A 13,922-nucleotide genomic window follows, 5' to 3' on the forward strand; every position below is an offset into this window, starting at 1 on the left:
AGGACATGACCATTATAAACGTTGGTCTCAGCTCATTTGCAGGCGACATTGAGAAACAAGGTGCAAGCGCTCTGCAAGTTAATTGGACACCGCCCCGCGAATACTCTCAGGAAGTGCGCGACGCGCTAAAGAAACTCCAGCAACCAGAAATAGCTGCCAAGATTAAAGCCGCTAACCAAGAAGTATTTGAGAAAATTACTAATTCACACCAAATACTCATAGGTTACGAGCAAGCTATCGATGTGGTTCCTGGCATGACCAAGACCATGATTTTACACGCCGGACCACCCATTAAATGGAACGCGATGTGCGGCGCTATGCGCGGTGCCGTTACCGGTGCCATCGTCTTTGAAGGTCTAGCCAAAACCATTGAGGAGGCCGAAAAAGTTGCCGCTTCAGGTGGTGTACAGTTTTCACCCTGCCACGAGCATGACTGTGTCGGCTCTATGGCTGGTGTGACTTCAGCATCTATGTATATGCATGTTGTCAAAAACAAAACCTACGGCAATGTCTCTTACACGAACTTATCTGAGCAACTGGCAAAAATCCTTCGCATGGGTGCTAATGACCAATCGGTTATTGACCGTCTCAACTGGATGCGCGATGTCCACGGCCCAATGCTTTCAGCCGCTATGAAGCTCGCTGGTGAGATTGACCTTCGTCTTCTGCTATCGCAAGCAATCCATATGGGCGATGAAGATCACAACCGTAACTTTGCCGGCTCACTGCTACTCATGCAAGAGCTTGCTCCCTACATTATCCAAACTGATTTTACTAATGAGCAGAAAAAAGAGGTTTTCGAGTTTGTAAAATCAAGCGACTATTTCTCTGGTCCCACTTGGATGGCAGTATCAAAGAACGCGATGGATGCCGCGCATGGTGTAGAGAACAGCACCATCGTAACCACCATGTGCCGCAACGGTACTGAGTTTGGTATTCGAGTCTCGCACATGGACGGTTTTCAATGGATTACTGGACCTGCTCAGCAAGTCATGGGCCCCATGTTTGCAGGTTATAAGCCAGAAGATTCTGGTCTAGATATCGGCGATAGCTCAATCACTGAAACCTTTGGTATCGGTGGATTTGCCATGGCAGCCGCGCCCGCCATTATTCCTCTGGTTGGTGGTACGGTTGAAGACGCGCTGAATTACTCGAGAGATATGATGGATATTACCACGGGTACTAACCCCAACATTACGATTCCGATTCTTAATTTCCGTGGTCTCGCAACCGGTATCGATGTTATCAAAGTTATTGAAACGGGCATGCCACCGATTATTAATACTGCTATTGCTCATAAAGACGCTGGTATTGGCATGATTGGCGCCGGTCTTGTTAATCCACCATTTGAAGTATTTGAGAAGGCAATCGTGCAGTTAGCGGCTTCAATTAACTAAGCGGCTCGACTTATTTTAACTTAACCAATGTTAACTTCACTAATAGGTATAGCTATACAAAATGCAGCTCATTGCTATCACAGCCGACAGCGCTTGGCACACGGCGCTTAAGACTTTAAAAACCGCTACGGTTGAGAGTGTCTTCCGCCGTGCAGTCAATCTGCGACTTGATAGTGGTGAGCTGCTGAGTATTTTTCCAGCTGGTAGCCCAAACGCGCCAGCCGGTTTAATAGGATCGCATCAGGTTGGCCAGACTTTGGGCGGCATTGGTGAAACCGTTCAATTATCCCCTACTGCTATTACTTTTAAGACCACAACTATCGCAATAAATGAATGTCAATTTGTGACCAATAGCTTAAATGAGCGCCAGCTGCCTGTGCCAAGCTGTGACTATATAGAGCAATTTGCGCAACGCGTCCAAGCGCAGGCTATCCATGGTAGCTTTTATGGTGCTATGCCGAATGATGTATTTAACAGTGCTCAGGTTATTCGACTTGAGCGTGGCCGCGCGCAATTAAAGCTTGCTTGGATGCAGTCGTCAATCGAAGGCATTGCTGATGCAACCCGGCAGCTGATTGGACTTGGCATTGGGCTAACCCCTTCTGGTGATGACTATCTACTAGGTCTGCTGCTAGTGCTAAATCATGCAGTAGAGGCTGATGACGCAAAACTAACTGTTGTAAAACAGTCCATTTCAGATAATTTAGAAACAACCACTAACGTCAGTCAAGCCTGCCTGCGTGCTGGACTTGAACGACGGTATAGCGAACCACTTCGCGATCTACTTATTGCTGTCGCTAATCAGGCAGATTCGTTTGAAGTCGTTTTACAAGCGGTACTCTCGCACGGTGCTACCTCAGGCCAAGATACTTGTACTGGTATGCTTGATGGTTGGATATTATTACAGGATCTTGCTATAGAAAATGGCTATGTGAATAACGAACTAATACCTGCATAAGTCGCAAACAAGGAGAATGTCGCATGGATAACAAACTCATCTATACGCTCGGTACTGCTGCCGTTACCGGCATACTTTGTGGACTCTGGGGCGGTTATGCCGGTGCGATTGGTTTGGTTGCATGGGCAGGATTTGCGAGTACTACGGCTTATTTTGCAACCGGCATGCGCTACCTATCAGGATTTTTTATGACTATCATCACTACGATGTTTGGCGTCGCTTTTGCATGGCTGATGCTACAAGGAGCCGCGGTTCTCGGTGGTAGTAACGCCGCTTATGCACTCGCAGTTGGCATATTTGTCACCTGTATCGTCTTAATGGGCCAGATTAAGTGGACAGGCTACGTCCCTGGTATTTTCGTTGGAACCTACTCATTATTTGCAATGCCTGATAACAATGTGCCGCTACTCGTACTGTCATTGTTAGCCGGTGCCATACTTGGCCTAGCGTGCGACTGGTTAGGTAAAGCACTCTTTGCAAAATACGCACCGACTGTGTCTGAAAAAGCTACGGCGTAATTATCGTACCAGCTCGGCCTGCCACAATAGCTTCGATATCACTCAGCTCACCAATGACTGCATTATTACCTGAGTCAGTTACGAAACGCTGAGCGGCCTGAACTTTCGGTAACATACTACCAGCCCCAAATTGTCCTTCGTCGATATAGCGCGAGATATCATCGCTACTAGCAACCCCTAAGGAGGTCTCTTCAGGGGTACCGAACCCTAGCTTCACAGCGGCCACGGTTGTCAATATAATAAATCGATCAGCGCCTATGTGCTTAGCTATCAGTGCTGCTGACAAATCTTTATCAATCACCGCCTCTATGCCTTGATAGCTACCATCAGCTCGCTTAATGACAGGAATACCGCCCCCTCCCGCCACAATCAACGTCACGCCAGCATCCGTCAGTGCTTTAATTGCTTTCGTTTCTACTATCTCGAGTGGAGATGGTGAAGCCACGACACGCCGCCAACCACGACCAGAGTCCTCACGGAAAATATAATCTTGTCCATTAGAGGTCTTTACGGCCTCAGCTTCAGAGTCATAAAAAGGTCCAATCGGCTTCTCTGGAGTCAGAAACTTTGGGTCGTGCTCATCAACCACTGTTTGAGTGACGATTGCAACGGCTTGGTCATTGAGATTGTTTTTATGAAACGCATTATTCAATGCTTGTTGCAACCAATAACCGATTGAACCTTGGCTCATCGCACCGCAAGTATCGAGTGGCATCGCTGGCGCAGCTTCAGAGGCGATGCTGTGTTGTCCAAGTAGGATGTTACCAACCTGTGGGCCATTGCCATGGACTATGACCAGCTGATGCCCCTGATTGATAACTTCCACTAGCTTTTCTGCTGTCTCTTTTGCCACCGCCTTCTGATCAGCAGCTGACACCTTACCCTTGCTTTGCAAGGCATTACCACCTAGTGCTACGACGATTTTTGCCATTAATTCCTCCTATGTTTACCAAGTGACCTTTAGGGGGCCATGGTAAACATAATAGAACGCCTTTGAAAGCTGTATTTTAAGAACAAAAAAAAACCTTAGTTGATGAACTGGGCGTTTTTAGATTTGGTAAGTATCATTAGATTTGAGGCGGCGTGTGAGTTGTGGTGCTTTAGCCTCCTATTGTGCTAGGGTTACGTTACAATCGTTGATAATAAGACAGCCTAAATGCCAACCTTAAAGGAAAAATAAAGCATGTTCAGCATACTAAAAGACTGGCGCGAACAGCGCGTACTGGATAAGAGTCAATTTACCCACTCTGACTGGATGCTTGCCGCACAGCAGATTCCGATACTTGATAGGCTTGACGAGTCCGAGCTCACCCGTCTGTTTGAGCTGGCTACCTTGTTCTTAGACGACAAGTCGATTACCGGTGCCAAAGACTTTTCAATCACAGATGGGGTAAGACAAGCCATTGCCTTGCAAGCCTGTCTGCCTATTTTGAATCTAAGCCTTGAATGGTACGCAGGCTGGAGCTCTATCATTATCTATTCTGGTTCGTACACCAGCGAAAGCATCACCGTAGACGAGTTCGGTATCGTGCATAAGAGCCAGCAACATCGTAGCGGTGAAGCGTGGCTACGAGGCCCCCTCATTCTTTCATGGAAAGATGCCAAGCACTCAGGTGAGCGCGATGGTCATAATGTTGTCATTCATGAATTTGTCCACAAACTCGACATGCTCAATGGTCGAGCCAATGGCTTTCCACCGATGCAAGCCGATATGGATCCTGTAACGTGGACTGAGACTATGGAACGCGGATACGCGGATTTTCAGCAAAACCCTAAAGCTGGGCTGGATCGTTATGGTGCGACCAATCCGGCTGAGTTTTTTGCGGTTCTTAGTGAAGTCTTTTTTGAAACACCAGCAGCTCTGGTTGATGCCTATCCTGAGATTTACGAGATTATGGTCAAATTTTTTCGTCAGAATCCACTTGAATCCAAATCATAAGCGGGCTACGGTCTAACAGCTATAGGGCATCAAGGCTTCGTCGAGACTTACATACCTAATTTTCAATGTGATACTTTTAATATGTAGCCAATTAGTAGATAGCCAATGCCACTCCCTTTATCTTTAATTATTCTATAATTTTTGTGACATAAATCGCTAGCTAAAAATATTTTATCTAACTCAGCATTTGACGTTTGCAAACTTTCAGAGAAATCCTAATAACAGATAAACCACCGGACATGAGCTTTTGTCGTCAAACTGATTGCTAGCTTTTTCAGAAGCAGTTACACTCACTTAATGAACCCGTCACATTCACGACAAGGAAGTCGATATGCATCCTAATGCCTCTGAGCGCCCTATTCTTCGCACCACACTTAAAACCCTTACTAAAAGTATGCTCGCACTCTCTCTGTCTGTTACAGGCGTTGCTTATGCTAACCTCTATAACAGTGTTACGTTTTTTGGTGATAGCTTAACGGATGGTGGCTATCTTAGCCCAGTGACTCAAGGCGGTTTGGGGCTTAACGAATCGGGTCAATTCACTACTAACCCTGACAATACGTGGGCGACCTCATTCGCTGAACAACTGGGTACAACGTCTGTCGCTAATAAATATAAAGGCAGTCAAACCGGTAATAACTATGCCATTGGTGGTGCAAGAGCTGGCGTAGACGTTACTAATAACTTATTTGGATTTGGTATTCCCGTTGCTTCTGCAAACAGTCAAGTTAATGGTTATCTGTCTAACAATCGAGTAGACCCTAATGGGCTATATGTCGTATGGGCAGGCGCGAACGATTTACTCGCTGCCGCAGAAGATTCTGATAATGCTCAAGCTACGATACTATCAGCGGTAGGCAGTCAAATCTCAACTATAAAAGCACTAAAGGATAATGGCGCTAACTATATTTTAGTCCCTAATATTCCCGATATTGGCCTCACTCCTAGTGCTATCGCTCGAGGGCCATTGGCGCAAACCCAAGGTACCTTTATTAGCAACCAATACAACCAAGCAATGCTGAGTGGCGCGGCGGCCACTGGGGCAAATATCATACCGTTAGATACGTTTAGCTTATTACAGCAAGTTAATAAAAATCCGGCTATTTACGGCTTTACCAATGTTACTCAAGCCGCTTGTACGACAACAAGTTCATTGCTTTGCGGAACCAATGATTTAGTAACCCCAAACGCCAACAATAGCTACTTTTTTGCTGATAGCATACATCCCACGGGGCGTGCGCATCAAATGATTGCTGATTATGCAACGGCAGTCGTAACTGCACCCAGTCAAATAGGCGTATTGCCACATATTGCAACTGTAGCAGGGCTAGCGACCAACGAGCGTTTGCAGTCACACGTCAATCAAATTCAAAACAGTGCACAACAGCCTACGCGTAACTTATGGGCAACAGGTGAGGTTGGAAACCAAGATATCGCAGGGTTTGAGAGTGATGGCAATGCTCAAGTATTGCTCGGGGTAGACTTTGCTCATGGCAACTCAACAAACGCGGTGACAGGTTTATACGGTAATATTACCCAAAAAGAATTCGATAATTCAAACACTGCCACCGGTCTGAGCAACATTGAGTTGAGCGAAGTCGGTTTTGGTGTCTATCATACCAATACTGTAGAGCAGCTTGGCGGTATACGCATCAATGGCGCTATTGGCTTCGGTACGATGGATGTCGATGTCACCCGCGCTGTTACCCTCAGCGACTATAGACAAGAGTTCAAATCAAGTGCCGACGGCAAGCGTTATTATGCAAGCTTACAAGCAGGCTATCCAATGCAGATAAGCAACATTGATATCACACCATATCTTGGGGCAACCGTCAGTCGAGTAAAATTAGATGCCCTCAAAGAACAAGAGATGTCTGGCATCGCCATGCAGTTCGATGAGCAAGAATACACAACCACCTATGGCAAGCTTGGCGTAAAAGCCAACCATAACTTGGCTGAAAATCTTAATTTATTTGGTGATATCCACTACCAAAAACAGCTTAGTGACGACCGTGATGCTGTTTCAGCGCGCTTAAACACGATACAGAACATTAGCTTTAACACGCCGATGGCAACCACTGATGATGATAACTTTGCAATGACCCTTGGGTTATCTCGCAAGTTTGGTCAGCTTAACGCCAATGCTGGGGTCACCCATTCGCAAGGTGATGATGATAAATCGACCAGCGTGTTTGTCGGACTTAGTGGGGCGTTTTAAGTAACCTTTAATAAAATATTAGATTTTATAGGTCGCAAAAAAACCGCTAAATAATGAGAATTACTTTGCGGTTTTTTTAATTCACTTTTGCCTTACTTTAGGACTTTAGACAGCTTTTTTCATTAGTCTGTACTGCTTATACCATTTCCTTATTGCTCCAAAATATCTATAGTTCTTACATCATACTTACCACCAAAGAACTGCTGTAAAAGTGGCTCAAAAACTGAATCCTTATTAGCTGCTAAAGCAAATAAGGTTAACGATGAGTGTAGCTTTAAATGGTCTGGTGTGCCAAAAATCTCTAACGCGCTTTTATCAGAGTGCAGTAGCAGTAACTCCGCACATTCCTGTAAGCGCACACCCAGCACCTCATGCAGCAAATATGCTTGTGCTTGCGTTAGGTTCTCAAGCGCAAAACACTGAGCCATGGCACTGTATCCTAATCCTTTAATCTGCGGAAAAATAAACCACATCCAGTGCGTCCGTTTTTTACCTTGGGTTAACTCGTTAATAACCCGCGGATAAATAGGGTTTTGGGCATGGATAAAATCGTTGAAAAAAGCGTCATTCATAATACTCATCCTATATCTGCTTTTGAAACGTCAAATATTTTATATCTCTATGCTTAATGAATAATAGCAGGAGCGTAAATTAATGGCAGATGTCATTGGTTTAAAATTCGACTATAGTAGATGCTTATATAAGCTGTTTAAACCAATTGTTTAAACAAGCTAGCTCATTGACATTATGAATCAAAATAAAGGAACAACTAATGAAAAAATTAGGATTATGTGTTGCGGTAGGGCTGAGCGTAAGCGCTTGTGCGACTGGTATGAATGGTGGAACGTCGGGTGGTGTGAACCAAGATACAATGGTCACTCACTATCCAATCGAGGCCGCCATGCTCAATATCTATGCCAAAGAGCGTAGCCAAAAATTAGTTGCAGTCGTTGACAATCAAAATGTATCAGCAGACATTAAAGTCACGCCCAAGGGCAGTATGGTGTTCAATAATAAACAGGTACAAGGTGCTGAAGTAAACACTATCAACAAGGTGAACAATCAAGTTGTTAGTCAGTCAGTCAGCATTAATTACTTTACTCTTTCGCCCTTAGTTTTCCATGGTTTTACCAGCAATTCAGGTGAGTATTCGCTATCAACGCAGACAACCACTATCCCTAAGATGGCTAAGGTCGGTGATTCAAGTCCATTGATCACTGAAACCGTCTATAGCGACAGCAGCCAACGTAAAAAGATAGGTATGTATAACCAATCTTGGTCTCTAGCGCAGGACAGTAGTAACACGGCATGGTTTTGTATCAATAGCTCAGAGAATACCTTGATGGCTTTTGATGCTAATGGAACCGCAGCAGAATGCTATAAAATCAACGCTAAAGGCGATATCTTAGACAGCAAGTTAACTATTAAAAAGCTTAGTGACAATGGGACTGATACCATAAACTTTACCAGTAGATAATTATCGCTTTAACGAATTATTAGCAGATAAACCCACTAAAGTAGAGTTGTCGTCTTTGTTACATCTCATGTGATAAAGACGATGCTAAATGCATCTAACACTATTTCCAGTATACGTCCCTTCGTTATGCTCAAAATAGAGAGGTTAGTTCAAAAACCTTAATCAATTGAACCGCTGCCTTTTCTTATCTATTCACCATTTATAACGTTATCATCCCATCATAAAAATAAGCTAAAAATATGGATTACCAAACCTTACGTCATAACTGCCCCACATGGCAGGACTATATTAATCATGATTTTGTCAATCAATTGGCCGCAGGAACCCTCTCAACAGACAGCTTCCGGCATTATTTAAAACAAGACTACTTATATTTAATCCACTACACCCGCGTCATGGCTTTAAGTGTTTATAAAAGTGACAGTTTGGCGCAAATGCGGGTCGGCCAAGCCGGTATTAACGCCATGCTAGATCTCGAAATCGGGATGTATGTGGACTTTTGCAAACAGTGGGGAATTCCACTTGAAGAGGTAGAAAACACCCCCGAATCTAGCGCCACCATTGCCTATACTCGCTATCTATTAGACGCTGCTATGTCAGGGTCACTTGCTGATCTGTATGCCGCTATTGCCCCTTGCTTGATGGGTTATGGCGAAATCGGCAAACGCCTTAAAGCTGAAGGCTATCAGGATGACAACCCCTACCAATCATGGATCGACGTCTTTGCAAGTGACGAGTTTCAAGACGTGACTGCCCAAAACGAGGCACATATTAATACGCTACTGACTGGAGCAACTGCCAGTCAAGAAAAGAAGTTCCAACAGCTATTTGACACTGCAGCTCGTATGGAGGTTAATTTTTGGCAGATGGCATTAGATTTGTCGTAAATACAACCCGTCCCAAATACAATCCGTTCTAAATAATGCACCTATTAAAAATAATATAAACCATCATAATTCTAAGCACACTCATAAACACAATCAAGGAGCAACATCATGGCCACATTCGATGAACATGCCAACGCATACGACAGCTGGTTTTTGGACAATCAAAACTTATTAACCAGTGAGCTCAAGCTGGTCGCCCACTTTTTGGATAAAGACAGCAAGATTTTATCTATCGGTTGTGGCAGCGGGTTATTTGAGATGCTACTGGCACAAGACTACGACATTCATATTAAACACGGTGTCGAGCCTTCAAAAGACATGGCTGAAATCGCTGAAAAACGCGGCTTACAAGTCAACATCAGCCCTGCTGAATCTTGTGAGATTGGGCCTAATAAATTTGACATCATTCTGTTTAATGGCAGTGTCAGCTACATCAGTGATTTAGACCTATGTATTAAAAAGTCTTTTGATGCCTTAAAAATAGGCGGTAAACTGATCCTTATTGATGTGCCAAAAGAGAGCGGTTTTGCCAGCTTATACAATTTGGCCAGCTCCTTAGGAACATGGGAACATCAGCTGCTAGCGCATATCTCACCTACCGACCCTTACCCTATTGAGCTGGTGAAATCGGCAAACTGGCGTACTTCTGATGAAAAAATCGCGCTGATGCAGGCCAATGGCTTTGTAGACTTTGAGTATGCTCAAACCTTGCTAACGCACCCCATGTTCGCCAACGATAAGGTACAAGAAGTTATCGAAGGTTATGATCGCGGTGACTATGTGGCAGTTTGTGGCTTTAAGAAGTAATTCACTTATGAAGATTTTAAAACCAGCCTGCTGAATCCAGTATGAGATGAAGAATAAGATTTTATAATAAAATGCAGCATAATTGGTTACGATTATTCAAAACCAATCTTAGCAGATAGTTAAAAAGAGGCGTATAAGTGTGGTAGTTACTCCTTGTCTGGACTTAGGCTATGCATGCTGTCATACCGTATCGGTTGTTAAATAAGTTTGCCATTGTCGTTAGCATTATTGGAATAGGAATCGCGTTAGTTGATAGTGGTTTTACACTATCAACTGGGCTACAGCAACTTTTTCATATCTTCTACCTATTCATTATTTTACTGGGCTTTGTCGCTACGGTAGGACGCTATCTTCGCTCAAAATCGCCCCTATCCGTAAATAAAGTCGCTGTCTTTGACCTGTTAACCAGTGTGGCGATTGTCATTTTGCTGGTCGTTCATTTTACAGCGTTAATAAAATCAGGATTATCGCTGCCCGTTGATGGTTTTATTGCCATCAAGATTGCGGTTTTCGTCACCTTTATTCGTGAAATATCTGACAATAACTTTAGCCTCAATCGGGCTTTTTTAAATCCTGCGCAATTTTTTATTTCAAGTTTTTTAGCAGTGGTATTGGTTGGCATCACTGCTTATGATGCCAAATGCTACCAATATCATTGAAGTTGAAGGTATAGACGAGACGGTTAGACCAGTGATTGAGGCGGTTATGATCGGTAACTTTAGCAATACGGGGTTTGCCTTTAGTACGCAGGGTACGCCAGTTGTGCACTAATACAAATTTTATTTTATATTAAATATATACCGCTCTTTATTATATGTAGCCGCATATGGGACTACATTCTCAGAGTGAACCTTTTTATCCTTGTCGGTATAGTAAATATAGATTGAATCTTCAAAAGTTGTATATTCAATAGCGTACTTATAAGAAGAGTTTGGGGGTAACTCTCCTATTAAATCTACCCTCTTAGCGCTTGTATATTCAATCCTGACTTTAGATACAAGATCAGCGCTTTCATTATTTATAATGATTTTGCCTTTATCTTTCTCAAAATATGAGCAGGATATTAAAAGCAGGCTCATTAGACCTATTAATACATTCTTATTCATAATCATACTTATCTTATTGTTATTAAAGGTTTGATACGAATAATAAAATATTGGAAACCAAGCAATCTCAATGACCCATGTAATTGAGCAAGTTTATTATAGTTGCTGTTAGGCTATACAGTATAAGATTGCATCATAAAAAGGGTACGCTGCATGAATACTCACATTACCTATTGAAACTTATGATATACAGACAGCTAACGCAATAAAGTAGTAAGCTCGACCTTAGTTAATCAAAACTAAAAACAACATACCTAAAGGAAATGAAACATGAGTAATTCAAAAGCTACGGAAGACAATAAGCAAAAAGACACTAAACAAGAGGATACCAACAAGTCTGACGCTAAAGACAACAAAGATACCAATAAGTCTGACGCTAAAGACAATAAAGATGCCAACAAGTCTGACGCTAAAGACAATAAAGATACCAACAAGTCCGATGCTAAAGACAATAAAGATGCCAACAAGTCTGATGCTAAAGACAGTAAAGATACTAACAAGTCTGATGATAAAGACAGTAAAGATACCAACAAGTCTGATGATAAAGACAGTAAAGATACCAACAAGTCTGACGATAAAGACTCAGATTCTAAAGACTCAGATTCTAAAGACTCAGATTCTAAAGACAGCAAAGATACTGAAGATGATAAAGATGAATCTTTAGTTAAGAATGCCACCACTAAAGCAAAAGATGTTCTTGGGTCACTAGCTGACAAAGCAGCTGATACGATGGAGTCTGCTGCCAAGAAAATTAAAGAAGTACGTAAAGAAGACTAGTATATCAAGCTGATTGTGAGGCCCTGCGTTATGCGGGGCTTTTTATTGGATATTACTTTGTCCTTGCTGAAAACCCCGACATACTAATAAAAATTTAGTCAAAATAATATTTATAAAATGGTGAATATATTGTAATTGATAGCGAAAACAATTTTATAGCAATAATTGTTGATAGATATTATATGTTGGCTTTAATTGATAGGAATAACCTATCACTTAAATATAAAAGTTACTTAAAAAATTGAAGCTTAGTAAAAGAAAATCTTAACTCTATTGCAGTAAAATCGCTGATACATACAAGGTTTCAGAATATTGCTTACAAATTAAGGTATGGTTTTCAGCTGGGTTCATTTAACGAAGCAGGTGAATTATTTATTATAAAAAGAGCAGAAAGCCGCTAACTTTACTGCTCTTTTTATGGTGTTAAACCTCTTTTTCAAAAACAGTGCCTTTTTTGAATTTAGAGCCTTTAAACATTGTTTTCATAATAATCGGATAAGCAATACCGGCAACGATTAATCCGATCAGCCAAGCAAGCTGAACGAATGCGAATGCTGCCGCTGTTCCGATACCAAGCGCCAGTAGTGCAGCATAGTTCACACCCTCAAAGTTCCCATCTTTTTTGTATAGTTCTTTGATATCGATATGCTGTTTTCTCATCATATAGAAGTCAACAAGAAGAATCGCAATTAACGGTCCAAGAAAAGCTGAATAGACATGGATAAAAGTATCCAGTCCTTTTGCATTATCGTCCTGCACTAATAGCCACGGGAATGATCCTATTGCAAGCAGTCCAGTAATTGCCACTGAAGCTTTATAGTTCAGTTTCGTAAATAGTTGAATAACATAAGCTGGCGTAACAATGTTGGCGACCATGTTGGTAGCAATGACACCAAACACAATAAATACAGAAACGAATAGCTGCATATAAACGCTATCAAATAATACTGGTAGCCCTAGCGCTGGATTTGTATAACCTGTCGCACTTGCAAGCATAGCGCCTACAACGATTACCGAGCCATAAGCCACGATAATCGGTACGAAGTAAAAAAGTCCTCTTTTTCCGTCCGTGTAGCCTGTTTTTAGCTCGCGTGAATAGTCTGCTGCACTTAAAAATATAGCCGCATAGTTACCAAGAAACACCATAATATAGGCAAAGAACGGAATTCCCCATGTACCTTTGGCATTAACCCAGGAAGTTGAAATGGCTGCACTGTGGTCTTTAACAAGTATGGTAAATACAATAATGACGATACCCATCAGCACGACAGATGCTACCGACTCAACTATTTTAATACTCTTAAAGCCCTTCATTGAAAGTAATATCTGCGCAACTATAAGAAGGATGAAGCAGACAAATACATTATCAAAAGCGCCACTCGACAATATTTTGAACACTTCATTTAATGCGGTACCGCCAATCCAACTTTGAACACCATACCAGATCACAGCCGGCACTGCACGGAGCAAGGATGAGAGCAGCGCTCCTTTCTTACCAAATGATGCTCTTAAGTGAGCGACGTAGGGAATACCGTATTTATAGCCTGCTCTGTCGTTTAATGCAAAGAAGGTAGAAATAATTACGATTGCAATTAATGCGGCTGCGATGGTCTGCCAAATATTCAATATTGCCATACCTGCAACGATAACACTCGCACCGAGTGTCATATTGCCCATGTTCACACCGTCTCCGACCCACAAAGACATGTAGCCAAGCGCACCCAAAGTTCTATCTTTTGGGCCATTTGGCTTAAGGCTTTCGTCGCCTATCGTTTCAACATCTATAGCGTTTATTTCTGCTTTCGCAGCATAATCTTCTTTATAATCCATTACGTTCT

15 protein-coding genes are annotated in these 13,922 nt (G+C 42.5%); 11 read left to right on the forward strand and 4 right to left on the reverse strand.

All coding sequences use genetic code 11. The annotated features are described in order from the left end of the window. Positions 1 to 5: 5 nt before the first annotated feature. The 3 genes from ES754_RS06105 (at position 6) to ES754_RS06115 (ending at position 2,873) form a co-directional block, all read left to right on the forward strand. On the forward strand, positions 6 to 1,397 hold the full coding sequence (locus ES754_RS06105; RefSeq protein WP_201538816.1) for a YlbE family protein: 1,392 nt from the start codon (positions 6 to 8) through the stop codon (positions 1,395 to 1,397). 61 nt (positions 1,398 to 1,458) lie between these two features. Next, positions 1,459 to 2,355, forward strand: a complete 897-nt coding sequence (locus ES754_RS06110; protein WP_147222980.1) for an oxamate carbamoyltransferase subunit AllH family protein — start codon at positions 1,459 to 1,461, stop codon at positions 2,353 to 2,355. 23 nt (positions 2,356 to 2,378) lie between these two features. Beyond that, positions 2,379 to 2,873 (forward strand): DUF1097 domain-containing protein, encoded by a 495-nt coding sequence (locus ES754_RS06115; RefSeq protein WP_147222982.1) that lies wholly within the window; start codon positions 2,379 to 2,381, stop codon positions 2,871 to 2,873. Here ES754_RS06115 and arcC read toward each other — a convergent pair. Further along, positions 2,863 to 3,804: a carbamate kinase gene (gene arcC / locus ES754_RS06120; RefSeq protein WP_147222984.1), complete on the reverse strand. Its 942-nt coding sequence runs from the start codon at positions 3,802 to 3,804 to the stop codon at positions 2,863 to 2,865. The genes ES754_RS06115 and arcC overlap by 11 nt on opposite strands. A 252-nt stretch (positions 3,805 to 4,056) precedes the next feature. Here arcC and ES754_RS06125 point away from each other — a divergent pair, with 252 nt between their 5' ends. Further along, entirely contained in the window at positions 4,057 to 4,812 is a 756-nt protein-coding gene (locus ES754_RS06125) for a M90 family metallopeptidase (protein WP_147222986.1), read from the forward strand. A 331-nt stretch (positions 4,813 to 5,143) separates the two neighbouring features. Then, positions 5,144 to 7,030, forward strand: a complete 1,887-nt coding sequence (locus ES754_RS06130; RefSeq protein ID WP_147222988.1) for an autotransporter domain-containing protein — start codon at positions 5,144 to 5,146, stop codon at positions 7,028 to 7,030. A 149-nt stretch (positions 7,031 to 7,179) separates the two neighbouring features. Here ES754_RS06130 and ES754_RS06135 read toward each other — a convergent pair whose 3' ends face one another. Beyond that, positions 7,180 to 7,602: a DUF1810 domain-containing protein gene (locus tag ES754_RS06135; RefSeq protein WP_147222990.1), complete on the reverse strand. Its 423-nt coding sequence runs from the start codon at positions 7,600 to 7,602 to the stop codon at positions 7,180 to 7,182. A 200-nt stretch (positions 7,603 to 7,802) separates the two neighbouring features. Between ES754_RS06135 and ES754_RS06140 the strand changes: the two genes are divergently transcribed. The 5 genes from ES754_RS06140 to ES754_RS06160 all read left to right on the forward strand — a co-directional run bounded on the left by ES754_RS06140 (position 7,803) and on the right by ES754_RS06160 (position 10,972). Further along, positions 7,803 to 8,507 carry a hypothetical protein gene (locus ES754_RS06140; protein WP_147222992.1) on the forward strand — a complete coding sequence of 235 codons (705 nt, stop codon included), beginning with the start codon at positions 7,803 to 7,805 and terminating at the stop codon, positions 8,505 to 8,507. A 239-nt stretch (positions 8,508 to 8,746) separates the two neighbouring features. Next, complete coding sequence (gene tenA / locus ES754_RS06145; protein WP_147222994.1) at positions 8,747 to 9,394, forward strand: thiaminase II; 648 nt, start codon at positions 8,747 to 8,749, stop codon at positions 9,392 to 9,394. A 108-nt stretch (positions 9,395 to 9,502) separates the two neighbouring features. Beyond that, the gene (locus ES754_RS06150) at positions 9,503 to 10,201 is read left to right on the forward strand and encodes a class I SAM-dependent DNA methyltransferase (RefSeq protein ID WP_147222996.1); all 699 of its coding nucleotides are present in this window, start codon (positions 9,503 to 9,505) and stop codon (positions 10,199 to 10,201) included. Positions 10,202 to 10,371: 170 nt separating this feature from the next. Beyond that, complete coding sequence (locus tag ES754_RS06155; protein ID WP_227677934.1) at positions 10,372 to 10,860, forward strand: hypothetical protein; 489 nt, start codon at positions 10,372 to 10,374, stop codon at positions 10,858 to 10,860. Further along, entirely contained in the window at positions 10,832 to 10,972 is a 141-nt protein-coding gene (locus ES754_RS06160) for a DUF3124 domain-containing protein (protein WP_227677932.1), read from the forward strand. Before ES754_RS06155 ends, ES754_RS06160 begins: the two co-directional genes overlap by 29 nt. Positions 10,973 to 10,980: 8 nt before the next feature. Here ES754_RS06160 and ES754_RS06165 read toward each other — a convergent pair whose 3' ends face one another. Next, positions 10,981 to 11,307, reverse strand: coding sequence for a hypothetical protein (locus tag ES754_RS06165; protein ID WP_227677930.1), 327 nt, complete (start codon positions 11,305 to 11,307; stop codon positions 10,981 to 10,983). 270 nt (positions 11,308 to 11,577) lie between these two features. Here ES754_RS06165 and ES754_RS06170 point away from each other — a divergent pair, with 270 nt between their 5' ends. After that, the gene (locus ES754_RS06170; RefSeq protein ID WP_147223001.1) at positions 11,578 to 12,084 is read left to right on the forward strand and encodes a hypothetical protein; all 507 of its coding nucleotides are present in this window, start codon (positions 11,578 to 11,580) and stop codon (positions 12,082 to 12,084) included. 423 nt (positions 12,085 to 12,507) lie between these two features. Here ES754_RS06170 and ES754_RS06175 read toward each other — a convergent pair whose 3' ends face one another. Further along, positions 12,508 to 13,914 carry an NCS1 family transporter gene (locus tag ES754_RS06175; protein ID WP_147223003.1) on the reverse strand — a complete coding sequence of 469 codons (1,407 nt, stop codon included), beginning with the start codon at positions 13,912 to 13,914 and terminating at the stop codon, positions 12,508 to 12,510. Between the last annotated feature and the right edge of the window lie 8 nt (positions 13,915 to 13,922).

The sequence above is a fragment of the Psychrobacter frigidicola genome (assembly GCF_007997305.1).
GTDB classification, from domain to species: Bacteria; Pseudomonadota; Gammaproteobacteria; order Pseudomonadales; family Moraxellaceae; genus Psychrobacter; species Psychrobacter frigidicola.

What these genes read in the sequence shown, in the direction of transcription:
- arcC (WP_147222984.1), bottom strand. Translation starts at nt 3,804, where the DNA reads ATGGCAAAAATCGTCGTAGCACTAGGTGGTAATGCCTTGCAAAGCAAG.
- ES754_RS06110 (WP_147222980.1), top strand. Translation starts at nt 1,459, where the DNA reads ATGCAGCTCATTGCTATCACAGCCGACAGCGCTTGGCACACGGCGCTT.
- ES754_RS06105 (WP_201538816.1), top strand. Translation starts at nt 6, where the DNA reads ATGACCATTATAAACGTTGGTCTCAGCTCATTTGCAGGCGACATTGAG.
- ES754_RS06130 (WP_147222988.1), top strand. Translation starts at nt 5,144, where the DNA reads ATGCATCCTAATGCCTCTGAGCGCCCTATTCTTCGCACCACACTTAAA.
- ES754_RS06125 (WP_147222986.1), top strand. Translation starts at nt 4,057, where the DNA reads ATGTTCAGCATACTAAAAGACTGGCGCGAACAGCGCGTACTGGATAAG.
- tenA (WP_147222994.1), top strand. Translation starts at nt 8,747, where the DNA reads ATGGATTACCAAACCTTACGTCATAACTGCCCCACATGGCAGGACTAT.
- ES754_RS06165 (WP_227677930.1), bottom strand. Translation starts at nt 11,307, where the DNA reads ATGAATAAGAATGTATTAATAGGTCTAATGAGCCTGCTTTTAATATCC.
- ES754_RS06140 (WP_147222992.1), top strand. Translation starts at nt 7,803, where the DNA reads ATGAAAAAATTAGGATTATGTGTTGCGGTAGGGCTGAGCGTAAGCGCT.
- ES754_RS06155 (WP_227677934.1), top strand. Translation starts at nt 10,372, where the DNA reads ATGCATGCTGTCATACCGTATCGGTTGTTAAATAAGTTTGCCATTGTC.
- ES754_RS06135 (WP_147222990.1), bottom strand. Translation starts at nt 7,602, where the DNA reads ATGAATGACGCTTTTTTCAACGATTTTATCCATGCCCAAAACCCTATT.
- ES754_RS06175 (WP_147223003.1), bottom strand. Translation starts at nt 13,914, where the DNA reads ATGGATTATAAAGAAGATTATGCTGCGAAAGCAGAAATAAACGCTATA.
- ES754_RS06115 (WP_147222982.1), top strand. Translation starts at nt 2,379, where the DNA reads ATGGATAACAAACTCATCTATACGCTCGGTACTGCTGCCGTTACCGGC.
- ES754_RS06150 (WP_147222996.1), top strand. Translation starts at nt 9,503, where the DNA reads ATGGCCACATTCGATGAACATGCCAACGCATACGACAGCTGGTTTTTG.
- ES754_RS06170 (WP_147223001.1), top strand. Translation starts at nt 11,578, where the DNA reads ATGAGTAATTCAAAAGCTACGGAAGACAATAAGCAAAAAGACACTAAA.
- ES754_RS06160 (WP_227677932.1), top strand. Translation starts at nt 10,832, where the DNA reads ATGATGCCAAATGCTACCAATATCATTGAAGTTGAAGGTATAGACGAG.